This is a genomic window from Lentzea chajnantorensis, assembly GCF_054300775.1.
This window is the reverse complement of record NZ_JBSDZT010000002.1, coordinates 5,539,639-5,563,768: the sequence shown is the minus strand read 5'-3', so window position 1 is coordinate 5,563,768 and position 24,130 is coordinate 5,539,639. Positions and strand designations below refer to the sequence as shown.

At 72.6% G+C, this 24,130-nt stretch carries 17 protein-coding genes; 2 read left to right on the top strand and 15 right to left on the bottom strand.

Features of this window, described 5'->3' with window-relative positions; translation table 11 throughout:
- Positions 1–15: 15 nt before the first annotated feature.
- Both ACVDFE_RS27375 and ACVDFE_RS27370 read right to left on the bottom strand, forming a co-directional pair.
- Positions 16–276: an acyl carrier protein gene (locus ACVDFE_RS27375; RefSeq protein ID WP_360383711.1), complete on the bottom strand. Its 261-nt coding sequence runs from the start codon at positions 274–276 to the stop codon at positions 16–18.
- The gene (locus tag ACVDFE_RS27370; protein ID WP_360383708.1) at positions 276–1,238 is read right to left on the bottom strand and encodes a chlorinating enzyme; all 963 of its coding nucleotides are present in this window, start codon (positions 1,236–1,238) and stop codon (positions 276–278) included. The genes ACVDFE_RS27375 and ACVDFE_RS27370 overlap by 1 nt, the downstream gene beginning before the upstream one ends.
- Positions 1,239–1,879: 641 nt before the next feature.
- Between ACVDFE_RS27370 and ACVDFE_RS27365 the strand changes: the two genes are divergently transcribed.
- Positions 1,880–4,333 carry a LuxR C-terminal-related transcriptional regulator gene (locus ACVDFE_RS27365; RefSeq protein WP_458432383.1) on the top strand — a complete coding sequence of 818 codons (2,454 nt, stop codon included), beginning with the start codon at positions 1,880–1,882 and terminating at the stop codon, positions 4,331–4,333.
- 46 nt (positions 4,334–4,379) lie between these two features.
- On the opposite strand, the gene ACVDFE_RS27360 is transcribed toward ACVDFE_RS27365, so the two are convergent.
- The 10 genes from ACVDFE_RS27360 to ACVDFE_RS27315 form a co-directional block, all read right to left on the bottom strand.
- The gene (locus tag ACVDFE_RS27360) at positions 4,380–5,192 is read right to left on the bottom strand and encodes a [LysW]-aminoadipate kinase (RefSeq protein ID WP_458432382.1); all 813 of its coding nucleotides are present in this window, start codon (positions 5,190–5,192) and stop codon (positions 4,380–4,382) included.
- Between the two features lie 53 nt (positions 5,193–5,245).
- A complete protein-coding gene (gene argC, locus ACVDFE_RS27355; protein ID WP_458432381.1) occupies positions 5,246–6,262 on the bottom strand; it encodes an N-acetyl-gamma-glutamyl-phosphate reductase in 1,017 nt (338 codons plus the stop codon).
- A complete protein-coding gene (gene lysW / locus ACVDFE_RS27350) occupies positions 6,263–6,436 on the bottom strand; it encodes a lysine biosynthesis protein LysW (protein ID WP_360383697.1) in 174 nt (57 codons plus the stop codon).
- 67 nt (positions 6,437–6,503) lie between these two features.
- Positions 6,504–7,451, bottom strand: a complete 948-nt coding sequence (locus ACVDFE_RS27345) for a transketolase family protein (RefSeq protein WP_360383694.1) — start codon at positions 7,449–7,451, stop codon at positions 6,504–6,506.
- Positions 7,448–8,263: a transketolase gene (locus ACVDFE_RS27340; RefSeq protein WP_458432380.1), complete on the bottom strand. Its 816-nt coding sequence runs from the start codon at positions 8,261–8,263 to the stop codon at positions 7,448–7,450. Before ACVDFE_RS27340 ends, ACVDFE_RS27345 begins: the two co-directional genes overlap by 4 nt.
- Positions 8,260–9,576 carry a DegT/DnrJ/EryC1/StrS family aminotransferase gene (locus ACVDFE_RS27335; RefSeq protein ID WP_458432379.1) on the bottom strand — a complete coding sequence of 439 codons (1,317 nt, stop codon included), beginning with the start codon at positions 9,574–9,576 and terminating at the stop codon, positions 8,260–8,262. Before ACVDFE_RS27335 ends, ACVDFE_RS27340 begins: the two co-directional genes overlap by 4 nt.
- A complete protein-coding gene (gene lysX, locus ACVDFE_RS27330; RefSeq protein ID WP_458432378.1) occupies positions 9,573–10,433 on the bottom strand; it encodes a lysine biosynthesis protein LysX in 861 nt (286 codons plus the stop codon). The genes ACVDFE_RS27335 and lysX overlap by 4 nt, the downstream gene beginning before the upstream one ends.
- A 15-nt stretch (positions 10,434–10,448) precedes the next feature.
- Positions 10,449–11,540 carry a M20/M25/M40 family metallo-hydrolase gene (locus ACVDFE_RS27325; protein ID WP_458432377.1) on the bottom strand — a complete coding sequence of 364 codons (1,092 nt, stop codon included), beginning with the start codon at positions 11,538–11,540 and terminating at the stop codon, positions 10,449–10,451.
- Positions 11,540–14,626: a non-ribosomal peptide synthetase gene (locus ACVDFE_RS27320; RefSeq protein ID WP_458432376.1), complete on the bottom strand. Its 3,087-nt coding sequence runs from the start codon at positions 14,624–14,626 to the stop codon at positions 11,540–11,542. Before ACVDFE_RS27320 ends, ACVDFE_RS27325 begins: the two co-directional genes overlap by 1 nt.
- 146 nt (positions 14,627–14,772) lie before the next feature.
- A complete protein-coding gene (locus tag ACVDFE_RS27315; protein ID WP_458432375.1) occupies positions 14,773–17,706 on the bottom strand; it encodes a non-ribosomal peptide synthetase in 2,934 nt (977 codons plus the stop codon).
- A 209-nt stretch (positions 17,707–17,915) separates the two neighbouring features.
- Here ACVDFE_RS27315 and ACVDFE_RS27310 point away from each other — a divergent pair, with 209 nt between their 5' ends.
- Positions 17,916–18,623 carry a sulfotransferase-like domain-containing protein gene (locus ACVDFE_RS27310; RefSeq protein ID WP_360383674.1) on the top strand — a complete coding sequence of 236 codons (708 nt, stop codon included), beginning with the start codon at positions 17,916–17,918 and terminating at the stop codon, positions 18,621–18,623.
- Positions 18,624–18,695: 72 nt separating this feature from the next.
- Here the strand turns inward: ACVDFE_RS27310 and ACVDFE_RS27305 are convergent, their stop codons facing one another.
- The 3 genes from ACVDFE_RS27305 to ACVDFE_RS27295 are packed head-to-tail and all read right to left on the bottom strand — an operon-like array spanning position 18,696 to position 24,018.
- Entirely contained in the window at positions 18,696–19,631 is a 936-nt protein-coding gene (locus ACVDFE_RS27305; protein WP_458432374.1) for an acyl-CoA dehydrogenase family protein, read from the bottom strand.
- On the bottom strand, positions 19,631–20,743 hold the full coding sequence (locus ACVDFE_RS27300; RefSeq protein ID WP_458432373.1) for an acyl-CoA dehydrogenase family protein: 1,113 nt from the start codon (positions 20,741–20,743) through the stop codon (positions 19,631–19,633). The genes ACVDFE_RS27305 and ACVDFE_RS27300 overlap by 1 nt, the downstream gene beginning before the upstream one ends.
- On the bottom strand, positions 20,740–24,018 hold the full coding sequence (locus ACVDFE_RS27295) for a non-ribosomal peptide synthetase (RefSeq protein ID WP_458432372.1): 3,279 nt from the start codon (positions 24,016–24,018) through the stop codon (positions 20,740–20,742). Before ACVDFE_RS27295 ends, ACVDFE_RS27300 begins: the two co-directional genes overlap by 4 nt.
- Positions 24,019–24,130: the final 112 nt, after the last annotated feature.

Here is a 24,130-nt window from a genome sequence, read left to right as displayed (position 1 = left end):
CTCATCGCGGTGCGCCTACGCCGGTGACGCGTCGGCCTGCTGCCCGTTGCGGGCGATGCTCTCGGCGATCTCGCGGACGCTGCTGTTGCTGAACAGGTCGTCCGGCGGCAGCGCGTCCTCGCCGTAGGCCTCCTCGGCCCTGGCGATCAGCTTGACCGCTGTCAGCGAGGACCCGCCGGACCGGAAGAAGTCGGACTCCGCGTCCACGCTCAACCCGAGGTCCTGACAGGTGGTCACGACCCACTTCTGGATGGTGTCGATGTCGTCGGTCGCCATCAGGCCGGCACCCCGTCCCTGACGGGGAAGCGGAAGCCGTTCACGGTGGTCTCGACGAACTTGTTGTGCCCGAAGTTGTCCCGGCCCGAGGTGAGCACGTTGCCGAACTTCTCCAGGCTGGCCGCACCGCCGAACTCGGCGAGCGCGTCGGAGTGCGGGTAGACGCGCACGGAGGTCGGCAGGTAACGCCCCGCGAAGCCGAGTCGCATCTGGTCGGTCTTGCCCGCGTGCGGGTGCGAGGCGTGCATCAGCGTGGACCAGAAGATGATGAACTGGCCCTGCCTCATCGCCTGCGAGACCGCTTTGGACTCGTCCGGGGACCAGTTGGGGTCCTTCTGCAGCTGCCGGTAGTCGTAGCCGAAGAACCCGCGGCGCACCCCGCCCTTCTCCTGGTTGTTGATCAGCTCCGGGTTGTAGTCCATGACCTTGGACTCGTCGTAGTTCATCGACTTGTGGGAGCCGGGGATGAACTGCAGGCAGCCCATGTCCACCGACGCGTCGGTGAACGCCGTCCACACCGTGATGGTGCCGCCGAAGTCCGCGTCCTCCGGCCACACGATCTGCGGGTGCTTCGAGCCGGCCACGTTGGAGAAGTTGTCGGCCTGGTGCCAGTCCGTACCCTCGTCACCGGGGTACTTGGGGAAGAACTCCGAGCGCCAGCACAGCGTGTCCGGCCCGAGGATGCTCGACACCCGGTCCACGATCTCCGGCCGGGTGATGTGCTCGGCCAGGAAGTCGACGTCCAGGTGCCGGTCGTAGTTCGACAGGTTGGTCACGCCGGAGATGGTCTTGCCGCCGCCGTACACGGCCTTTTTCGTGTTGATCAGTTTCGGCCGCAGGGCCTGCAAATGCGCGGCCATCTCCTCGGGCTCGTAGAGGTCGAATGGACCTATGTATCCGTCGCGGTGGAACTTCGCGAGTTCCTCGTCGCTCAGTGTGAACGCCTTGCTTTCGGATACCATGATTACCCCTGCCGTTCCGAAAATTTGCACGTCGAATTTGCGCGGAAGTGGTCTTGTCGGTGAACAATCAATCGAACGCGGGCAGCACGAATGGAGCCGGCCGGACGGCTCGGCGTCAACTGTCAGGTTCGTGAGATCAACGGTCGCGTGCTACCTCGCCAGCGACGATCAGGTCAGGCCTGCGCTCTGCCGGTGGAAGGCCTGCGCGGATGTCTGGTATTTCCAGTTCGCGACATGTCAACCCCCCGGTCGGCCCCCAGTGCCATTTCTGGGTCACAGCCCCCATGTCGCTGGACCCGAAGCGAACGTAACCAAATCTCCGCAGGCGTGTCAAGGTTCCCCCTGACGTGCGCCGGATTAGCCAGACTTGCCGCCGTGTGGTGTGCGGGTAATACTGACAGGCGGGTACTGGGGTCTATTCGTGCAGATTCATACACGCATGGGTGTATGCCGATGCGCACACGAGTGCGTACGGCGTGCACGCACTGGTGCGCGCCTGCGGGTGTGCGCCAACGGCGGTATGTCTCTGTCGAGGAGGGAGCCGTCGATGCTCGGGGGCGGGCTTGGCAGGACGGGAGAGTTGTCCGGGCAGTCGGTCTTGAGGGGCAGGACGCGGGAAGCTCGAGTTCTTCGACCACCTGTTGGGAACCTTCGGCGGGAGCCCGGTCAGGGTGCTGGAGCTGGCCGGTGAGCCCGGCATGGGCAAGACCCGGCTGCTGGCCGCGTTCCGGGAACGGGCGGAACGCGCGGGTGTGCTGGTGGCGCACGGCGAGGCCGTGGGCAAGCCGCTGATGACGGAGTTCGCGGTGTTCGCCGACGCACTGGACGACCTGCTGGCGGCAGGCGGTGCGCGTCTGCTGTCCGGAATGGACCCGCGGGCGGCAGTCCGGTTGCCGGAGATGTTCCCCGTGCTGCACGCGTCCGGCGCCACCCGGACACAGCCGCAGGAACGGCGGTACTGGGCCTGTCAGGGCATCCGCGCGTTGCTGGGGAAGCTGAGCGAGGACACACCGCTCGTGCTGCTGCTCGACGACGTGCACAACGCGCAGCAGAGCTCCGTCGAGATGATCCTCAACCTGGTGCGCCGCCCGCTGGCCGCACCCGTGCTGCTCGTGCTGACCCACCGTCCCCGGCAGACGCCGGTCGACCTGGTCAGCGCGCTGGGCACGGCGGCGGAGACCGGTGCGGTGCGGCGGATCGAACTGGGACCGCTGGACCCGGCCGACTCGGCGCGGCTGCTGCCCGCCACCATGCGGCCGGGTCGCCGCAGGGTGCTGCACCGGCTCAGCGGCGGGCAGCCAGGACTGCTGAGCGCGCTGGCCGCCGGTGCGCACGACGACACGGCGGTCGTGGACGACCTGCCGTCGCCGCACCCGGTCGCGGCGGCCGTGGGCGTGGACCTGCAGGCGCTGGGACCGGAGGGGCGGTTGTTCGCCCAGGCCGCCGCCGTCGTCGGCGACGCGATCGACCCGGTGCTGGTGGCCGAGGTCGCCGAGCTCGAACACGACCGCGCGTTGGCCGGCCTGGACGAGCTGATCGCCCAGGACCTGGTGCGCACCAGGGACAACCGGCTCGGTTTCCGCGACGGCGTGGTCAGGGCGATCTGCTACCGGCAGTCGGGTGGCGGGTGGCGGATCGGTGCTCACGCCAGGGCCTACGAGGCGCTGTGGAAGCGCGGCGCACCGCTGGCCGACCAGGCGCACCACCTCGAACGGTCCGGCAAACCGGCGACCGAGCGGGACGCCGAGACGCTCCTGGCCGCGGTCAGGAGCACCGGTGACCGCATGCCCGGCGCGGTGTCGCGCTGGCTGCGGGCGTTGCTGGAGCGGCACGACCTGCACCGCGGCGAGCTGGTCACCCGGCTCGCGAGGGCCACCGCGCTGTCCGGGCGGCTGGCCGAGAGCCTGCCGGAGCACCAGCAGGCGTGGCGGCACCACGACGAGCTGGACCCGGCGACCCTCACCGGCCTGGCCGAGTCCCACGTCCGGGCGCTGCGCCTGCTCGGCAGGTTCGACGACGCGGCGGAGGTGGTCCGCACGGCCGTCCGGCACGTCGAGGTGCCGCTCGCCCTCGCCGAGATCGCACTGGACAGCGGCGGTGACGTGGCCGGTCTGCTGGACACCGTCGCACCACTGGCGCAGGCCGATCCGCGCGCGGCGGCCGTGCACAGCGCGATGCTCGCCACACTGGGCCGCGGCACCGAGGCGGCGGCAGTGGCCGACAGCACCGCCGAGGCGCTCGACCGACTGGGTGATGACGTCACGTCGACGTGTGAAGCGCTCGACTGGCTCGGCTGGGCGAACATCTGGTCCGGCCGCACCGCGCACGCGCTGACCGAGTTCACCCGCGGGCTGGAGCTCGCCGAGCGGCACCAGCAGGTCCACGTCCTCGGCCGGCTCCACCTCGGCCTGGCCACCGCACACCTGCGCGACGGCGCGCTGGGACTGGCGGTGGAACACGCACAGGACGCGAGTGCGCTCGCCTCCTCGACCGGCTCGGCCGGGGTCGCGGTGCGGACGAAACGGCTGTGCGCCGAGATCCGGCACGTGATCGCGAGCGGCGGCACGGCGGTGCCGGGGTCGCTGTGCGCGGTGCTGGCCGGGCTCAGCTCGGCGGTGGGCAGGAACGACGAGGCGCGGTTCTGGCACGCGCTGGAGGACGAGCTGCTGTCCCGGCGCGGTCCGGCCGACCAGCTGGGGCTGACCCTGCTGGCGCTGGCGTGCCTGGAGTCGGTGACCGAGCAGAAGCAGGCGCGGCAGCTGGTGCGCGCGGCCGTCGCCGTGCTGTCCGCCCGGTCGCACCCGGTCCTGCTCGCCGTGCTGCACCTGGACGGGGCACCCGTGCGCGCGGCGGGGGAGGCCGAGGTCGAGGACTTCGAGAAGGCCGTCGTGGAGCGGCTGAGCCTGTTGAGCGTGCGGGAGAACCAGGTGGCCGAGCTCGTGGCGAGGGGACGGACCAACCAGCAGATCGCGCGGGCGTTGACGTTGAGCCACAAGACGGTGGAGACCTACCTGCGCCGGATCTTCGACAAGCTGGAGGTCTCGTCCCGCTCGGAGGTCGCGGCACTCACCGGCACCATGCGCCGGATCGCGTGACAGCGTTCTCCCCCGGTCGGTTCGCCGGCCGGGGGAGACATGTCTCTCAGGCGAGGGTGACGCGGGTGCCGGCGCCGTCGAGCGCCCGGCTCACCGGCGACTCCGCCCTGCCGTCGGAGATCAGCACCGTCCGCACGCCGCCCTGCAACGCCTCGCGCGCCCCGATCAGCTTCACCGACATGCCACCGGACACGGTGGACGCGCTGGCCGCGGTGAGCGGGTAGCTGCTCAGCAGCGACGTGGGATCGCCCAGGTCCGCGAGCAGTCCGGGGGCGGCGGTGAGGAACACCAGCGTGTCCGCCTTGAGCTCGGCGGCCACCGCGGCGGCGACCCGGTCCGCGTTGACGTTCACCGGGCGGCCGTCCTCGGCGATCGCCGGCGGCGAAATCACCGGGGTGTACCCGTTGTCCAGCAGCAACTCCAGCAGCGCCCCGGACACCGAGGTGATCCGTCCGCTGTGGTCGTCGCGGACCAGGACGCGCTTGCCGTCCACCACGGCGCGGACGGCGGCGCGGCGTTCGGCCCGCAGCAGACCGGCGTCCAGCCCGGAGAGTCCGATCGCGCGGATGCCGCGCTCGCCCAGCGCACCGAGCACGGCCGGGCGGACCTGGCCGAGCAGCGCCAGTTGCAGCACCTCCAGGGTGGCCGCGTCCGTGTGCCGGGTCGTGACACCGCTGGCGGAGGTGAGGTGACGTTGGGGCACGTCGAGCCGGTCCGCCAGTGAGTCGACCGTCGCCGAGCCGCCGTGCACCAGCACGACCCGCCGACCGGCGTGGACCAGGTCCGACACGTCCGCGCAGACCCCGGTGGCGTCGACACCGGCCGCCCCGCCGACCTTGACCACGAGCACGCCGTCCATGTCTCTCCTGCCTGTGTCGGTGCCGCGCCGGCGGTCTCAGGCCGGTCGCGGTGCTAGATCGGGTGCAGCCCGACGAAGCCGAGGCCGGTGCTCTCCGCCCAGCCCATGCGGATGTTCAGGCACTGCACGGCGTTGCTCGCGCCGCCCTTGCCGAGGTTGTCCAGCGCCGCGACGGCCAGCACGCGGTCACCGTCCACGGCGAACCCGACGTCGCAGAAGTTGGTCCCGGCCAGGATCTTCGGCTCCGGCAGCCGGTACAGGCCACGCCGTTGCGCGACGATCCGCACGAACGGCTCGTTCCCGTAGGCGGTGCGGTAGGCGCGGCGCAGGTCGTTCTCGGTGACACCGGAGGCCGTGGCGTGACACAGGACCTGAGCCCCGCGCACCGCCTCGACGCCGGTCGCCGTCATCCGCACCCGCAGCCCGGTCTCCTGCCCGACCTCGGCCTCGTGCCGGTGCCGGACCGCCGCGAACACCCGCATCGCCCCGCTGCGCTCGGAGTGCAGGTTCATCCCGGTCGCGGTCGCGCCGGAACCGCTGGAGCCGATCTTGGCGTCGATCGTCACGTCCTGGTCGACGATCCCGGCCAGCGGTGCCAGCGCCAGGATCGCCGCGTTCGCCATGCACCCCGGCACGCTGATCCGCGCCGCCGTCCGCAGCGCGTCCCGGTGGCGTTCCGGCAGTCCCGGCGTGAACCCGGCCAGCAGGTCCGGCGCCGGGTGCGCCGAGTCGTAGTACGTCTCGTAGACCGCGGGGTCCTTCAACCGGAAGTCCGCGGTGAGGTCGACGACGAGCGGTGCGGCCGGGCCGATCGCCTGGACCAGCTCGGCGGCCTTCCCGTGCGACACGGCGATGAACAGCACGTCGTGGGAGCCGAGCTCGTCCGGGTGCGTGAAGGTCAGCGAGGTGTGGCCGCGCAGGTTGGGGTGCAGGCTGTCGACCCGCTTGCCCTGCTGGCTCGCGGAGTAGGCGCGCGTCACCTCGACCTCGGGGTGGGCGGTGAGCAGCCGGAGCAGCTCACCGCCGATGTACCCGGCCGCGCCGACGACGCCGGCGGAGATCGAGGTCACCTACTCGCCCCAGTCCTCGTCCATCTCGGGAGCCAGCGCCAGCACCAGCGGCTCGGCGGTGACGACCTCGAGCTCGCTCATGCAGTCGGGGCACTCCACGATCTCGTTCTGCGTCACCGAGCTCGTGATCTCGATCGCGCCCTCGCACTCGGGGCACGCCGTCGCGGTGGTCATGGCTCCTCCTCTGATGTCCAGCCGAGCATGTGGTCCGTGCACTCCCCGAAGTAGTCCGGAGAGTCCCCTACAGCAGGGCCTCGGCCGCCGCGACGACGGCTTCCGCGCTGACCCCGGTCGCCGCCAGCAGTTCCAGCTCGTCGCCGACGACGTCGAAGAACGAGGTGGGGACACCGATGCGGCGGACCCGGCACGGCGCGGTCTCGGCGAGCACCTCGCAGACCGCGCTGCTCATGCCGCCCTCCAGCACGTGGTCCTCGACCGTGACGATGCCGCGGGTCTGCTCGGACGCCGCCACGATCGCGTCGCGGTCGATGGGCTTGACGGTGTGCATGTCCAGCACGCGCGCGCTGACACCGGCCGCGGCGAGCAGGTCGTGCGCCTGCAGGGCCAGCACGGCCGGGTACGGCCCGGTGGCGATGATCGTCACGTCGTCGCCGTCGCGCAGCCGCGTGGCCTTGCCGAGCACGAAGTCGTCCGGCGACTCGTGCACGAGCGGGGTGGCCGCCCGGCCCAGCCGCAGGAACAGCGGACCGGGCAGGTCCGCGGTCGCCCACACGGCCGCCTCGGTCGACACCGAGTCCGACGGCACGACGACGGTCATGTTCGGCATGGTGCGGGCGATGGCGATGTCCTCCAGCGCGTGGTGCGTGGGACCGTAGTGCCCCGCGGAGAACCCGGCGTGCGTGACGACGATCCGCACCGGCAGGTTGTTGCCCGCGACGTCGACCTTCATCTGCTCGCACGCCCGGCACGCGGCGAACGTGCTGATGGTGTTGGCGTAGGGCAGGAAGCCCGCGGAGGCCAGTCCGGCGCTGACACCCATCATGTTCGCCTCGGCGATGCCCACGTTGGTGTACCGGTCGGGGAACCGCTCGCCGAAACCGGTCTCCAGCCCGCCCATGTCGGAGTCCACGCAGAACACCCGCGGGTCCCGCTCGGCCAGCTCGCCGAGGACCCGGCGGTAGACCTCGCGGGTGGGCACCAGGACGCCGGGTGCTGTCTCGACGCTCATGACGTCCTCCTCGACCGCGCCCGCAGACCCGCCTGCGCCCTGGTGAGCAGCGCGGGGGTCAGCGTGACGTGGTGGCTCTTCTTCTTGTCCTCGAACAGCGGAACGCCCTTGCCCTTGACCGTTCGCGCGATGACGGCCGTGGGACGACCCGGCTCCAGCGACGCGAAGACCTCGCGCAGCGCGTCCAGGTCGTGGCCGTCCACCTCCACGGCGGTCCAGCCGAAGCTGCGCCACCGGTCGGCGAGCGGTTCGAGGCCCAGGTCCTCGGTGCGGCCGGTGATCTGCCAGCCGTTGCGGTCCACGATGGCGACCAGGTTGTCCAGGCCCGCCGCGGGCGCGAACTGGGCCGCCTCCCACACCGAGCCCTCCTGCAGCTCACCGTCGCCCATCAGCACGAAGGCCCGGTACGGGTGCCCCGCGCGTTTGGCGGCCAGCGCCACGCCCGCGCCGAGCGACAACCCGTGGCCCAGCGAGCCGCTGGGGAACTCGACGCCGGGCAGGCGGCGCAGCGGGTGCCCCGCGAGCCGGCCACCGCTGGCGGCGTAGGTCTCCAGTTCGGACTCGGGCAGGAAGCCGTTGGCGGCCAGCACGGCGTAGAGGGCGGCGCTGGCGTGGCCCTTGCTGAGGATGAACCGGTCCCGCAGCGGCCAGTCCGGCTCGTCCGGCCGCAGGTCGAGCACCTCGTCGTAGAGCACGGTGAGCAGGTCGACGCAGGACAGGCTGCCGCCGACGTGCGTGCCGGACGGCGAGGAGCCCATCTGCAGGATCTGCTCGCGGTTGCGCAGCGCCTTGGCGGCGAGCGGGGTGGTCATACGGCCGCCTTCGACTGGTGGTCCACGCTGCGTGCGATCGGGATCAGGGTGTCGAGGTTGTCCCACACCTTGCGGATCGCCTCGGCGCACCGCAGCAGCACCGGGCCGCTGTGCGGGTTCAGGTGCCAGCGCTGCAACGTCAGCGACGACTCGATGACCGCCGTGGTCTCCGGGTACTCCCCGCCGCGGACGTCCCCGCCGAGCTTCCACGGGTACCCGCCGAACCCGGCACGGGTCTGGAACGCCTCCTGCATCGGCAGCGGCACCAGCTGGTACGGCTGCAACGGCACGCCCTCGGCGCGCAGTGCGCGGTGCAGGATCGACCGCAGTGCACCGGGGCGCACGTCCGGGTGGCCCGTGGCTGCCGGGTCGAAGCGCAACCGCAGGATGTGCCAGGCGTGCGTCCGGTCGGCCGGTACCTCCGGCAGCACAAGTCCCGGCAGGCCGGCCAGCGCGGCGAGCATCGCCTCGACGTTGCGCTTGCGGGCGGCGTCGTACTCCGGCAGGCGCGCGAGCTGGGCGCGGGTGAACGCCGCCTGGATGGCGCTGAGCTTCGCGTTCCCCGCCAGCACGCGGGAGACGTAGTCCCGTTCCCGGCCGCCGCGCAGGTCCTCGCCGAACTGCCGGTGCAGCACGACCTTCCGGTGCAGCTCCGGGTCCGCGGTGGTGATCAGGCCGCCTTCGCCGCACGTGGGCAGGTTCTTGACCACGTTGAGGCTGAACGTGGCGATGTCGCCGAGCGTGCCGGTGCGCCTGCCCCGGTAGGTGGCACCGTGCGACTGCGCGGCGTCCTCGACCAGCAGCAGGTCGTGCCGGTCGGCCAGTGCGCGCAACGCGGTCATGTCGGCGGGCAGGCCGTGCAGGTGCACCACGAGGATCGCGCGGGTCCGCGGGGTGATCGCCGCCGCCGCGGCCTCGGGTGACATGTTGTACGTGACCGGGTCGATGTCGACGAACACCGGCACGAGCATCCGCTGCACGGCACCGATGGCGCTCGCGATGAAGCTCAGCGCGGGCACCAGGACCTCCGCGCCCGGCTCGATCCCGGCCGCGGCGAGCGCCAGCTCGATGGCCGCGGTCCCGTTGACCACCGCCGCGCAGTGCGGGGTACCGACGAACTCGGCCCACTCCGCCTCCAGCGCGGCCACCTCACCGCCGCCGGTGCTGTTGGACGTGAACTGCCCGCTGTCCAGCACGCGCCGGGTCGCCTCGTGCTCGGCGTCCGTGATCACCGGCCACCGGACCTGCTCGGGTGGGACGCTGCCCTTCCCGATCACCCTGGTGCCGCCGAACATCGCCAGCTTGTCGCTCATGCCGCCGCACCGATGCCGAGCTTGCGGGTCGCGAAGTCCACGTAGGCCCCGACCAGGTCCACCGACAGCACCTCGAGTGCGCCGTGGAACTCCGGCGTGTGGTTGACCTCGTTGACGAGGTAGCCGTCGTGCTCGGACTCCAGCACGTCGATGCCGAGGATGCCGTCGCCCACCGCGTCGGCCGTGGCCCGCAGGAGCTTGGTCAGCTCCTCGTCGGGGTCGCAGCGCATCGTCGTGCCACCGCGTGCGGTGTTCGTGCGCCACTCGTCGGACATCTTGTAGATCACGCCGACGACCTCACCGCCCATGACGTAGGCCTTGATGTCGCGGCCGGGTTTGTCGACGTACTCCTGCACGTAGACGACCTGGTGGTGCAGGCCGGGCAGCGCGCTGCGGTGCTCCAGCATGATCTCGGCGGAGTTGCGGTCGGTGGGCCGTGCGGCCAGGTGCCCCCACGACCCGTTCACCGGCTTGGACACCAGCGGGAACCCGAAGTCCTCCAGGTGGTCCAGCGCGTGCTCCGGCGACAGGCTCACGGCCGCCCGCGGCACCGGCAGCCCGGCGGCGTGCAGGGTGAGGGTGGTGAGCAGCTTGTCCCCGCACAGCGCGACGACGTCGGCGCTGTTGACCACGGTGAGGCCGGAGTGCTCCAGCAACCGCGCCGCGTAGACGTTGCGGGTGTGGGAGATCTCGCGGCTGATCACGCCCGCGTAGGCGGGTGTGGGCGCCTGCACCTCGAACAGCGCCCGGCGGGTGTCGATCACTTCCACCGGCACCCCGCGCCGGGCCAGCTCGGCGAGGATCAGCTTCTCCTCGAGCCGGATGCGCGATGCCAGTACGGCGACAGGCAGGTCCATCAGGTCATCCCCTGGTCAGCTCGGTGACATCAGATCGGTGGCGAGCCGGCCGACGGCGTCGGTCAGGACCGTCACCGCAAGCAGGTACTCGGACAGGTCGACGTGCTCGGTGGGCGTGTGGTCCAGGTGCGGGTCACCGGGGCCGTACGTGGCGATCGGCACCTGCCACGCCGGACCCAGGACGTTCATGTCCGAGGTGCCGAGCTTCAGCTTGAACTCGGCGCCGCCGGTGTGCTCCCGCACCGCGGCGGCCAGCGCCCTGGCCACCGGGTCGGCGCGGGACCGGCGGATCGCCGACGTCGTCTCCAGCACCCGGATCTGCGCGTCACCGGCGAGATCGCGCACCTCGGCCAGGAAGGCGGCGGTGTCGAAGTCCAGCGGTGTGCGGCAGGAGACCACCAGGTCGGCGTGGACGAGGTCGCCCGACGTGCTGACCAGGGTGGGGGACAGCTGGTCGAACACCCGGCCACCGGCCACCGCGTACCGCGCGCGCAGCGCCTCCCAGAAGGCCGCGGCGACCTCGCTCGCGTTGGGGTCCGGCGAGCTGGTGTGCGCCTGCGGCCGGTCGACGGAGCAGGTGAACCGCAGCACGCCCTTGTAGCCGACCACGACCGTGCCCACACCGCTCGGTTCGCCGATCACCACGGCGTCCGCGCGCTGGGTGACCGCGACGTAGTGCGCGCCGACGGAGTCGCGTTCCTCGTCGACCGCGCCGACGACCACGATCCGCGCACCGGCCGCCCGTGCCCGCGCCGCGGCGACGATCATCGTCGCGAGCGGTCCCTTGGCGTCCACGGAACCACGCCCGTACAGCTTGTCGCCGTCGAGCCGGACCGGTGGCCCGCCCGGCACCGTGTCCAGGTGGCCGAGCAGCATGATCGTGGGACCGTCGGCGGCGCCGATCACACCGACGGCGTTGCCGGCGTCGTCCACGTGCGCCTCGAAACCCAGCTCGGTCATGGCGCCGACGACGAACCGGGCCAGCTCGCCCTCCTGGCCGGACACCGACGGGATGGCCACCATCCGGTGCAGGAGGTCGACCGCTCTGCCGTCGGAGACCGCGGCGGTGGGCACGGTGTTCGCGGAGGTGGGGGAGGTGCGGGTCATCAGCCGCGCCCTTCCGGGGCCAGCTCGGCCAGCTCCTCGATCGTGTGCCGGCCGAGCAGCACCTGCAGGGGGAAGTCCAGGCCGAGCTCACGGGTGCGCTGCAACAGGTTCACCGCGCGCAGCGAGTCGCCGCCGAGCTCGTAGAAGTCGTCGCGGATGCCGACCTCGGGCACGCCCAGCACGTCGGCCCACAGCTTCACCAGCAGCGTCTCCACGGGCGTCCTGGGCGGCACGCGGACCGACTCCACCAGGTCCGCCGGTGGCAGCGGCAGCGCGGCGTGGTCGACCTTCCCGTTGTCGTTCACCGGGAACGCTGTCATCGTGACGAACCGGCCGGGCACCATGGCGGCGGGCAGCCGGTCGGCGAGGTGGCGCCGCAGCTCGTCCACGGCCACGTCGCCGTCGGCCACGAGGTAGCCGACGAGCCGAGGGCCGCCGTGCTCGTCCGGCCGGACGACCACGACCGCGTCGGTGACCGCCGGGTGCGTGCGCATCGCACTGGCGATCTCCGCCGGCTCGACGCGCTGGCCGCGGATCTTGACCTGGTGGTCGGTGCGGCCGAGGAAGACCAGCTGCCCGTGCGAGTTCCAGTACGCCCGGTCGCCGGTCTTGTAGATCCGCGTGCCGTTCTCGTGCGGCAGGAAGGCGGCCGCGGTCGCCTGCGGCTGGCCGAGGTAGGCGCGGGCGGTCTGCACGCCCGCGATGTGCAGCTCACCGGGAACACCGACGGGCACGGGCTGCCCGTGCGCGTCGAGCAGCAGCAGCTGCACGCCCGGCAACGGGTCGCCGATCGGCACCCGGCTGCTGTCCGCCGCCGTGTCGACCCGGAAGTGCGTCACCTCGACCGCGGCCTCGGCCGGGCCGTACATGTTGTGCAGCTCGACGCCGGGGAACGCGGCGAGGAAGTCCGCCGCCAGCCTCGCCGGCAGCTCCTCGCCGCTGCACTGCACCCGCCGGAGCGAGGGCACGTCGGCGGCGGTGATGCCGTAGTCGAGGAACAGGCGCAGCATCGACGGCACGAAGTGCGTGTGCGTGACGCCGTGCCGGGTGAAGAACTCCTTGAGGTAACGAGGATCGCGGTGACCGCCCGGTGCGGCGAACACCAGCCGGGCGCCCACGAGCAACGGCCAGAGGATCTCGGGCACGGCCACGTCGAAGCCGATCGGGGTCTTCTGGGCGACCACGTCGCCGGTGCCCAGCGGCATCCGCGCCTCCGCCGCGCGCAGCCGGTTGGCCAGGCCCGCGACGGTGTTGACCGCACCCTTGGGCACGCCCGTCGAACCGGACGTGAAGACCACGTAGGACGCGCTGTCCCCGGGCACCTCCACCGGCGCCGCCGGTTCTCCCGTGACCTCGGCGACGTCCACGACGCGGGTGCCGCCGGAGACCCGGGACCGCGTCGCGGCCGAGGCGAGCACGATGCCCGGCTTCGCACCGGCCAGCACCGCCGCCAGCCGTCCATCGGGGTAGTCCGGGTCGAGTGGCAGGTACGCGCCGCCCGCCTTCAGCACCGCCAGCACCGCGACGGCCAGGTCGAGGCCGCGTTCCAGGCACACGCCGACGCAGTCGCCCACCCGGACGCCGTTGGTCCGCAACCACGACGCGACCTCCGCCGCGCGGATGTCCAGCTCGCGGTAGGTCATCGAGTCACCGGTGGCGTCCGCGACGACCGCGACCGCGTCCGGTGTGCGTGCGGCGGTCCGCCCGAACCACTCCGTGATCGACGGCAGCGGCTCGGCGAGCTCGGTCGACCCGGTCATGGCCTCGACCCGCGCCCGTTCGGCCGCGGACAGCACCGGGAGCGTCCACAGCGGAGCGTCCAGGTGCTCGGTGAACTCGGTCAGCACGGTCACGAACGCGTCCAGCACGCGTTGCGCGGACGCCTCCTCGAACAGACCGGTGGAGTACGCCACCTCGGCGGCGAGACCGTCGTCGGCCGGCGCGAGGTACAGCCCCACGTCGAACTGCGCACCGCCGCTGTGCACCGCGACCGGCTGCACCTGCACGCCGGGGAGGCTGAGGTCGCCGCTCGGGGTGTTCTGCAGGGCCAGCACGGTCTGCGGGATCTTCGGGCCGTCACCGCGCGCCTGCTTGATCCACTCGAACGGCACGTCCTGGTGGGCCAGCGCGGTCAGGCAGACCGACCGGCACCGCACCAGCGCCTGCCGCAGCGTCTCCAGCGGGTCGAGCCGCACCCGCAGCGGCAGCGTGTTGACGAAGAACCCGACCACGCCGTCGAGCTCGTCACTGGGCCGGCCGGCGACCGGTGTGCCGATGACGAGGTCGTCCTGGCCGCTCCACCGCGCCAGCACGATCGACCACGCGGCCACGAACACCATGAACTCGGTGGCGTTCTCGCTCTGCGCGGCCGTGGCCAGCCGCTTCACCAGCACGTCCGGCAGTACCGCGCGGACCGTGCCGCCCCGGTAGCCGGTGGCCGAGCCGCGCGGGTGGTCGGTCACCAGGTCGAGCGCGGTCGCACCGGCCAGGGTGGTCCGCCAGAACTCCAGCTGTCCCGCGACCTCGTCGCCGGCCAGGAAGTCCCGCTGCCACAGGGCGAAGTCGGCGTACTGCATCTCCGGTTCTGGCCACCGCGGCGGGGTGCCGCCCGCCAGCGCGGCGTACGCGGCGCCCAGCTCGGCCATCAGGATGCCCAGCGACCAGCCGTCGACCACGATGTGGTGCACGCACAGCACGAGCACCCACTGCGGTTCCGGCGCGTCGGTGATCCGCAGCAGCCGCGCCCGCAGCAACGGCGGCGCGGACAGGGTGAACGGCGGCTCCACGACGGCCCGGATGGCGTCGTCCAGCCCGGCTTCGGCCGTGTCCCCGGTGCTGAACGGGACGGTCAGCTCGGAGATCGCGACCTGCGTGACCGCGCCGCCCTCGCCGATCTCGACACCGGTGCGCAGCGCCTCGTGCCGGTCGACGAGCAGCTGCAGCGCTTGGCGCAGGAAGTCCGCGTTCAGGTCGCCGGTCAGCCGCAGCGCGCCGCTGACGTGGTAGGCGCTGCCCGCGCCCATCTCGTGCAGCATCCACAGCCGTTCCTGGCCGAAGGACGCCGGGAAGACGTACGTGTCGGTCACCGGAGCCCTCCCGGGGTGGCGGGGACGCCGGGCTGCCACACCAGCCGCAGCCGGTCCGCGGTGAACGATTCCACGACACCTCCCAATCCTGATCTGCAGACGTTGCCGGTCCCGCGGTGTCCGGGACAGTCGGGGATCTCCCCGGCTCACCCCCGCGGCCGCACCCGGACCTCGTCGTCGGCAGCGGTCACGACGGCCTCGCCTGGCGGGTCCGCCCACGGCGCCGGCAGCGCGGCCCGGTCGAGCTTTCCGCTGGGCAGCAGCGGGAACCGGTCGAGCACCACGTACACCGACGGCACCATGTGCTCGGGCAGCAGCGCGGCCAGGTAGCCGCGCAGCTCGGCGGTGGACGGGCGGTGGTTGCCGCGCAGCAGCACGTACGCGGCCAGCCTGCGTTCGCCGCCGGCGTCGTCGAAGGCGATCACCACCGGTTCGCGCACCGCCGGGTGCGTCGCCAGCTCCGCCTCGACCTCGCCGGGCTCCACCAGGAACCCGCGGACCTTGATCTGCTGGTCCAGCCGGCCGAGGAACTCGACGTCACCGTTGGACAGGAACCGCGCGTGGTCACCGGTGGCGTACATCCGGCCGCCGGGCTCCTGGCCGTACGGGTCGGGCCGGAACCGGTCCGCGGTCAGCCCCGGCCGCCGCCAGTAGCCGCGGCCGGGACCCGCTCCGCCGATGAACAGCTCACCCGGCACGCCGACGGGTGCGGGCCGGCCGTGCCGGTCGAGGATGTAGATGCGGTGGTTCGCGAACGGCCTGCCCCACGGCACGCCGCCCGCGTAGCTGCGGCGGGTCAGCCGGTGGGCGAGGCTGCAGTACGACGTCTCGGTCATGCCGGCCAGGTTGAGCAGCCGGATGCCGGGGAGCAGGTCCGTGAGCTGGCGGGGCAGCGTGGGCGGCATCCGGTCACCGCCCAGGCCGACCGCGCGCAACACGACACCGGGCATGCCGCCGCGCCGGCCGGCGTGACCGACCAGAGCGTCCAGCAGCGCCGGCGCCGAGCTCCACGCCGTGACCTCCTGGCGCACCAGCAGGTCCAACAGCCGGTCGAGGTCCGCGGTCTCCTCGTCGCTCGGCACGACGACGGTCGCGCCCGCCGCGAGCGTGCCGAAGACCTCGTAGACCGACATGTCGTAGTTCAGCGACGAGACCGCCAGCACGCGGTCTTCCTGCGTGAGGTCGTAGGCGTTGTTGACGCCGTGCAGCGTGTTCACCACACGGGCGTGCTCGTTGGCCGAGCCCTTCGGCTGGCCGGTCGAACCGGACGTGTAGATCACGTAGGCGAGCCCCGCGCCGTGCACGGGGACGTCCGGCCGGGAGACGGGCTCGTCCGCGGGCCACTCGGTGTCCAGGCGGAGGAACCGGACCGGGCCGTCGAGGTCCCCGGTCTCGACCGAGGAGTGCGTCAGGACCACCGGCGCGGCCGCGTCCTGCACCATGTGCGCCACCCGCGACCGCGGGTAGCCGGGGTCCAGCGGCAGGTAGGCCGCACCGGCCTTCAGGATGCCGAGCACCGCGACGACCACCAGCTCCGACCGCGGCAGCGAGACGCCGACGAGCTGCTCGGACGTCAGCCCCAGCGCCCGCAGCCGGTGCGCGAGCTGGTTGGCGCGCGCGTCCAGCTCGGCGTAGGTGAGCGTGCGGTCCCCGAAGACGACGGCGGGTGCGTCCGGAGTCCGCTCCACCCACTGCTCGACCACGCCGTGCACGGTCAGCGGGCCCTCGAACGGCGCGGCGGAGCTGTGACCGCTGAGCTCGCCGGTGATCCGGGTGCTCTCGGCCGGCGCGATCAGCGGCAGCGCCGACACGGCCTCGTCCGGCCGGGACACGCCGTGCCGCAGCAGCCGCGCGAAGGCGTCGGCCATCCGGGCCGCGGTGTCGCGGGTGAACAGGTCCGCGCTGAACTCCAGGCGCCCGTCCACACCGCCGTCCGCGCTGGGCACGAGGTCGAGCGCCACGTCGAACTTCGTGGCCACCGACCGGACCGGGAGCTCCTCGACGACCAGCCCGCCGAGCCGCACCGGCGCGGGCGGTGCGTCGCGCAGCGCCAGCACCACCTGGACCAGCGGCGCCAGCCCGTCCGTGCGGCCGGCGCCGACGTCGGTGACCACGAGGTCGAACGGGTAGTCCTGGTTGGCCAGGGCCGCGCGGTGCTCCTCACCGGCCGCGGCGACCAGGTCGGCGAACGCCGGGTCGCCGGACAGGTCCAGGCGCAGCGGGAGGGTGTTGGCGAGGAGCCCGACCACCGGCTCGGTCTCGGCCGCGCACCGGCCGGCGACGGGGGAGCCGACCACCACCTCGTCCTGGCCGCTCCACCGCGACAGCACGGCCGTGAACGCGGCCAGCAGCACCGCGAACCGGGTCGTCCCCGCCGTGGCCGCCACGGCGCCGACGGACGTGACGAGGTCCGGTGACAACCGGAACGCCATGGTGTCACCGCGTGCGGTCCGGGCGGCGGACCGCGAGCCGTCCGCCGGCAGCAGCAGCTCACCCGCACCGGCCAGCGCCGTCCGCCAGTGCTCCCGCTGGGCGTCCAGCTCGCCGCGGCGGAGCCGGTCGCGCTGCCACACCACGACGTCGCCGTACTGCACCGGCAGCTCCGGCAGCGGGGACGGCCGGCCGTCGCGGAACGCCTCGTACAACGCGGTCAGCTCCGCGCGGAGCACGCCGATCGACCAGCCGTCGCACGCGACGTGGTGGATGCTCAGCAGCAGCACGTGCACGCGATCGTCGACGCGCAGCAGGCTCGCCCGCAGCATCGGCGCCGTCGCCAGGTCGAACGCGGTCGCGGCCTCGCGCAGCACCGCCCGTTCGACGTCGGGCGCGTCCCTGATGTCCCGCACCGGCAACGGCACCGGCGCCGGCGGGCTCACCACCTGGTACGGCACGCCGGCGCGCTCGACGATGTTGGTGCGCAGCACCTCGTGCCGCCGCACGACCTCGTCCAGGCACCGGCTCAGCACGGGCACGTCGAGGTCGCCGGTGAACCGCACCGCGACCGGGACGACGTGCGCCGGCGAGCCGGGGTCCACCTGTTCGAGGAACCACAGCCGTTCCTGCGCCGGTGAGCAGGGCAACCGTCCGTCACCGCGACCGGCGCGCGGCACCCGGCGCGGTGGGGCCGGCGCCCATCCGTCTGCTGTGGACTCAAGTCGCATGCGGCCGCCCTTCGCCAATCGGTCCCGAGAATCGCGGCCGGCGCACGGGACCCTCAAGTCGGGGACATACCTGGCTTGTCCCGCCCGCGCGGCCTGGGGGACCGTGAGCACCCCAGGAAGGAAGCCACATGATCATCGCCTTGTGGGCGGCCCCGCGCTCCCGGTCGACCGCGCTCTTCCGCTCGATGGTCGAGCACGACGGGCTCCTCGCGCTGCACGAGCCGTTCTGCAACATCTCCGACTACGGCTCGACCACCGTCGGGTCCCGCGAGGTGCACACCCACACCGACCTGATCGCGGCGATCCGGGAGGAGTCGGCGACCCGCACGGTGTTCTTCAAGGACACCACGGACCTCCGTTACGACGCGGTGCTGGCCGACCGCCGGTTCCTGGCCGAGGTGCGGCACACGTTCCTGATCCGCCGCCCCGACGAGATCGCGGCCTCGTTCTACGCGCTCAAGCCGGACATGGTGTGCTCGGACATCGGCATCGAGGGCCAGTACGAGATCTACCGGGCCGTGCTCGACGCGGGCGGGCAGGTGCCCGTCGTGCTCGACGCCGCGGACCTGGTCAGCGCGCCGTCGGAGGTGCTGCGCGCGTACTGCGACCGCGTGGGGATCACCTACCGCGCCGAGGCGACGACGTGGTCCTCCGGCGACCGCTCCGAATGGTCCCGTTCCGCGCGGTGGCACACGGCGGTCAGCAACAGCACCGGGTTCACCGCCACGTCGACCGCGTACGCGGACACGGTGGACAACAACGAGGCGCTCGCGGCGTTCAGCAAGCACCACGAGCCGTTCTACGACCTGCTGTCCACCCACCGCCTGCTTCCCTGACGCGTCTGCAAGTACTGCCAACACCTGTGTTGGTAGTACTTGCAGACGCCGTGGGCACGGCAGGGGAGCAGGTCAGGCGCTCAGCGCCGCGAGCAGTTCGGCGCGGAGGGCGGTTGCCGTCCCGTACCACTGGGCGTCGACCGCCGCGCGCCGGTAGAACAGCTGCGCGTCGCTGTGCTCGGTCATGCCGCGCGCGCCGTGCAGGTGCACCGCCTCCTCCGCGCTCTGCCGGGCGACCGCGCCGGCCAGCAGCACCGCCTGCGCTCCCGTCCGCGGGCTCGGTTCCGTGCCGACCAGCGCACGGACGGCCTCGGCTTCCGCGTGCAGCGCCGCCAAGCGGTACGCCAGGGCCGTGGACTTGGCCAGCGGCTGACCGAAGACCTTGCGCTCCCGCAGGTGGTCCGCGGTCAGCCGGATCGCCGCCTGCGCCGCGCCGACCAGGTACGCGGCGTGCCGCAGCCGGGCCCTGGCCAGCACCGCCGGGTAGTCGGCCGTCACGTCCCGCACCTGTGCCACCGCGTCCTGGAGCTCGACGGTGTGCAGGTCGCCACGGCCGACGTCGTCCTGCCGGCGGGTCCGCACACCGGGCTGCTCGACGGGAACCAGCGCGGCCGTGGTGCCACCGACGACGAGCAGGTCGTCCACATCGGACGCGAATGCCACGAACCGCCGCACGGCCGTGACCTTGCCGTCCCGCAGCACGAACGGCGCGGGCGTGGCGGGGTTGTCGGTGCCGTTCTCCCGCAACGCCAGCGCGACGGTGCGGCCGGGGGAGAGCGGGAACAGCTCCGCGGCCGCGACGGTGTCCAGGAACGGGCTCTGGTACAGCGCGGCGCCCATCAGCTCGGCGGCCCGCAGCACCTCCGCCGGGGACTGCTCGGAGTCCGCGAGCGCGGCCAGCACCTGCCGGCGCGTCTCCTCGTCCTGCGGCGCACCGCCGCCCCGCGGCCGTTCGCCCAGCCTGCGCAGCAGCGGGGTGGTGTCGTCGTCGAACAGGTCGGTCAGCATCACAGCAGTCCCAGTTCCCCGGTCGCGATGAGGTACAGCATGACTTCGGAGGTGCCGGAGGCCAGGCGCAGGCTCGGCCCGGTCCGGTAGGCCGACTCGACGCTCCCGTGCGCGGGTGCGCCGCCGTCCCACGAGGTGAGCACGGAGTCCAGGCCGTCGACCTCCGCCGCGGCCCGCAGGATCGGCCGGAAGTGCTCGGAGGCGTACCACTTGGCCATGGCCGACCCGCCCGGTGACGGCCGGTCCGCCGCGAGGTTGTGCACCTGCTGCCACGCCAGCGCGTGCGCCGCGGCCAGCCGTGCGTCCAGCTCGGCCAGCTCCGGTGACAGGCGGCCGGTGGCGCGGGCGCGGTCGAGGACGGTGTCCAGCAGGACCCGCGCCTTGGCGTGGAAGTCGATGCCGGTGCGTTCCAGCAGCAGCAACGAGTTCATCAACGTCCAGCCGTCGTGCACCGAGCCGACGACGGCGTCCTCGGTGAGCAGCAGCCCGTCGATGACGACCTGGGTGAACCGGTCGTTGCCCATCGACGCGACGGTGGACACGTGCACGCCCGCGGAGTCGAGGGGCACGAGGAACAGCGTGATGCCGTCCATGCCGACACCGCTGTCCCTGGTGCGGGCCGCGCACAGGGCCATCTCGGCGAACTGCGACTTCTGGTTGTAGATCTTCGTGCCGTGCAGGCGCCAGCCGGCCCCGTCGGGGCGTGCCTCGGTGCGCAGGGCGGCCAGGTCGGAGCCGCACGACGGTTCGGTGAACAGCACGGTGGCCATCCGGTCACCGCGCGCCAGCGCGGGCAGGTGCTCCTGCTTCTGCGCCTCCGTCCCGCTGTGCAGCAGGAACGTGCCCACGATGCCGATGCTCAACGTGTGCAGGTCGTCCGGCACGCCCGCGTACAGCATCTCCTCGGTGAGCGCCGCCGCCTCCGCCACACCGAGGCCGAGGCCGCCGTAGCGCTCCGGCCAGTGCGGGGCGAGCCAGCCGCGTTCACCCAGCCACGAGTAGACGGCGAGCCGCCCTGTCTCCGCCTCCGGTGGCAGGGCGCGGATCGCGGCGACCTCGTCCTGAACGCGCCGGGAGGCGAAGAACGCGCGGATCTCCTCGCGGAAGTTCACGACGACCGCCCGTCGACGGCGTCCAGCAACGCGGCCAGCTCGTCGGGGGAGACGTCCGCCAGCTCCCGTTCCTCCACGAGCGCCGCGAGCCCGCCGAGGGTGGCGTGCAGGAAGAGGTCCCGCAGCTCCAGCCGGACCCCGAAGCGCTCCTGGACCCTGGTGGCCACCTGGGTGATCTTCAACGACGTGCCGCCGATGGCGAAGAAGTTGTCCTGCACCGAGATCGACTCGGTACCGAGCAGCTCCTGCCAGATCTCGGCGAGCGCCACCTCGGTCGCCGTCGTGGGCGGGGAGGTCTCCGGCACGTGCGCCGCGCCCGGCCTGGGCAGCTGGGCGCGGTCGAGCTTGCCGCTCGCCGCACGGGGCAGCGACGGCAGCACGACGAAGGTCGACGGCACCAGGTAGACCGGCAGCGACTCGCTCAGCTCGGACCGCAACACCGCCGTGTCCACGGTCGCACCGGCCGCGGGCGCGACGTACGCCACGAGCTGGGCGTCACCGCCACTGCCGGACACCACCACGGCCGCGTCCTCGACCTGGCGCAACGCCATCACGGCGTGCTCGATCTCGGCGGGCTCCACCCGCAGGCCGCGGATCTTGACCTGGTTGTCGATCCGACCGACGAACTCCAGGTTGCCGTCCGCGCGCCGGCGCACCAGGTCGCCCGTGCGGTACAGCCGGCCGCCGGGTGCGCCGAACGGGTCCGGCACGAACTTCTCCGCGGTCAGGTCCGGCCGCCCCGCGTACCCGCGCGCCACGCCCACCCCGCCGATCAGCAGCTCACCCGGCACGCCCACCGGCACCGGCTCGCCGAACCGGTCGACGACATAGGCCTGGTAGTTGGCCATCGGCACGCCGATCGGCGGCATCGCGTCGTGGTGCTCGTGCGGGCAGAGGTAGTCGACGCACGCCACCGTCGCCTCGGTGGGGCCGTAGCCGTTGTGGAACATCCGGTTCCCGGTGTTCCAGGCGTTGACCAGCTCACCGGGGAACGACTCCAGGCCGACGAACAACGCCCGCAGGTCCGGCAGGGCCGCCGGGTCGAGCAGCCGCAGCACCGCCGGTGGCAGGTCGGTGACGGTGACCCGCTCGGACCGCATCAGCTCGGTCAGCCGCACCGGGTCCAGCAGGTCCGCGCGGGGTGCCTGCACGAGGGTCGCGCCGCTGCACAGCGCGCCGAAGAAGTCGAAGAGGCTCACGTCGAACGCCGGGTTGGCGAACTGGAGCACGCGGTCGCCGACCTCCAGTCCGAACAGCTCGATCACCGCCGGGGTGAAGCCCGCGATCGACCGGTGGGAGACCTGCACGCCCTTCGGCCGCCCGGTCGAGCCGGAGGTGAAGATCACGTACGCCAGGTTGTCCTGGTGCACGGGGAGGTTGGGCCGCGCGGTGTCCTGCGCCGCGACCGCCGGGTCGTCCAGGCACACCGCCCGCACGCCCTCGGGAACGCCCCCGGCCAGGTCGGTGGTCGTCACGACCACGGCCGCGCCCGCGTCGCCGAGCACCAGCTCCCGCCGGGCCACGGGGTGGTCGGGGTCCAGCGGCAGGTACGCGCCGCCCGCCTTCAGCACACCCAGGAACGCCGTCGGCAGCGCGGGGCCGCGCTCCAGCAGGACGCCGACCACCGACTCCGGCCCCACCCCGAGCGAGGACAGGTGCCGGGCCAGTTGGTTGGCCCGCTCGTCGAGCTCCCGGTAGGTCAGCGACGCGCCCGCGAACCGGCTGGCGACCGCGTCCGGCGCCGTGTCCACAACGGACTCGAACAGGTGGTGCAGGCAGCGCTCCTGCGGGCCGTACGACCGCTCCGTCCGGTTGGCCTCGACCACCACCGAGTCGTACTCGTCGCCGGTGAGCAGCCGCACCCGGCCCAGAGGCGTCTCGGGGGCGTCGAGCACGAGTTCGAGCACGCGCCGGTAGTGCGCGAACAGCCGCCGGATCCGGTCGGCGTCGAACAGCTCCGTGGAGTACTCCGCCCACAGCCGCAGCCCGCTCCCGGCCACCTGGGTGACCTGGAACGCGAGGTCGAAGCGGGCGGTCCCGATGTCGGGCGAGTACACCTCGGCGGTCAGGTCACCGACGGTCGCGGACTCCACCGACGCGTGCTGCAGGGTGAACGACACCTGGAACAGCGGGTTGCGGCTCGGGTCGCGCTCGGGGCTCAGCTCGTCGACCAGCCGGCCGAACGGCAGGTCCTGGTTGAGGTGCGCGTCGATCACGGTCTTGCCGGTGCGCGCCACCAGCTCCCGGAACGTCGGGTTGCCCGCGGTGGAGGTGCGCAGCACCAGGGTGTTGGCGAAGAAGCCGATCAGCGGCTCGATCTCGGGCCGGGTGCGGCCGGAGAAGATCGACCCCACCACGATGTCGTCCTGGCCGCTGTAGCGCGACATCACGACGTTGAACGCGGCCAGCGCGACCGTGAGCACGGTGGCCCGTTCGGCGATGGCGAACGCGGACAGCTTCTCCGCGAGCGGGCCCGGCAGCATGACCTCCTCGATCGACCCCGCCTGCGTGCGGTGCGCGGGCCGCGGCCGGTCCGTCGGCAGGTCGAGGGTCGGCAGGTCGCGCAGCTGCTCCCGCCAGTACCGCAGCTGGTCCTGGGGTGCCTCGCCGGCGAGCCAGTCCCGTTGCCACACCGCGTAGTCGGCGAACTGCACGGCCAGCGGCACGGCGTCGACGGGCGCGCCGATCGCGCGCTGGTAGCTCGTGATCAGCTCGCGCAGCATGATCTCGACGGACCAGCCGTCGGTGGCGATGTGGTGCATGGCGAGCACCAGGACGTACTCCGTGGCGCTCACCCGGCCCAGCGCCGGCCGGAACACCGGGCCGGTGCCCAGGTCGAACGGCTCCCGCACGAGGTCGCCGACGAACGCGTCCACGTCCCCGGCGGCGATGTCGGTGACCGGCAGCGGAACCCGGTCCGGTGCGGGCTCGACCTGCTGGTACGGCACGCCGTTCTCGCTCGGGTAGCGCGTGCGCAGGACCTCGTGCCTCGTGAGGACCTCGGTGAGCGCGCGTTGCAACGCGTCCACGTCGAGGTCGGCCTTGAGCCGCAGCACCATCGGCGCGTTGTAGACCGGCTGGCCCTGCGACCACTGGTCGAGGAACCACAACCGTTGCTGGGCGAACGACAACGGCAGCCGCCGGTCCCGCGCGGCGGGTTCGATCCGGGTGCCGCCGCCGTGGCTCGCGGTGTGCTGCCGGGTGCGCAGCGCCAGTACCGCCTTGCGCGCTTCGGCGAGTCCACTCGCGGCCGGTCGGGATGGCGGGTTCGGCATGCTCGGCTCCTCGACTGCGCGTCCTCGGCTGCCCGTGGGCGAGCCTCCACCCTGTCCAGACCGCGGGAGCCGGACGAGTCCGGCAATACCCCTACAGGTCCGGCACGGCCCC

What these genes read in the sequence shown, in the direction of transcription:
- ACVDFE_RS27375 (WP_360383711.1), bottom strand. Translation starts at nt 276, where the DNA reads ATGGCGACCGACGACATCGACACCATCCAGAAGTGGGTCGTGACCACC.
- ACVDFE_RS27370 (WP_360383708.1), bottom strand. Translation starts at nt 1,238, where the DNA reads ATGGTATCCGAAAGCAAGGCGTTCACACTGAGCGACGAGGAACTCGCG.
- ACVDFE_RS27360 (WP_458432382.1), bottom strand. Translation starts at nt 5,192, where the DNA reads ATGGACGGCGTGCTCGTGGTCAAGGTCGGCGGGGCGGCCGGTGTCGAC.
- lysW (WP_360383697.1), bottom strand. Translation starts at nt 6,436, where the DNA reads ATGACCACCGCGACGGCGTGCCCCGAGTGCGAGGGCGCGATCGAGATC.
- ACVDFE_RS27345 (WP_360383694.1), bottom strand. Translation starts at nt 7,451, where the DNA reads ATGAGCGTCGAGACAGCACCCGGCGTCCTGGTGCCCACCCGCGAGGTC.
- ACVDFE_RS27340 (WP_458432380.1), bottom strand. Translation starts at nt 8,263, where the DNA reads ATGACCACCCCGCTCGCCGCCAAGGCGCTGCGCAACCGCGAGCAGATC.
- ACVDFE_RS27335 (WP_458432379.1), bottom strand. Translation starts at nt 9,576, where the DNA reads ATGAGCGACAAGCTGGCGATGTTCGGCGGCACCAGGGTGATCGGGAAG.
- lysX (WP_458432378.1), bottom strand. Translation starts at nt 10,433, where the DNA reads ATGGACCTGCCTGTCGCCGTACTGGCATCGCGCATCCGGCTCGAGGAG.
- ACVDFE_RS27325 (WP_458432377.1), bottom strand. Translation starts at nt 11,540, where the DNA reads ATGACCCGCACCTCCCCCACCTCCGCGAACACCGTGCCCACCGCCGCG.
- ACVDFE_RS27310 (WP_360383674.1), top strand. Translation starts at nt 17,916, where the DNA reads ATGATCATCGCCTTGTGGGCGGCCCCGCGCTCCCGGTCGACCGCGCTC.
- ACVDFE_RS27305 (WP_458432374.1), bottom strand. Translation starts at nt 19,631, where the DNA reads ATGCTGACCGACCTGTTCGACGACGACACCACCCCGCTGCTGCGCAGG.
- ACVDFE_RS27295 (WP_458432372.1), bottom strand. Translation starts at nt 24,018, where the DNA reads ATGCCGAACCCGCCATCCCGACCGGCCGCGAGTGGACTCGCCGAAGCG.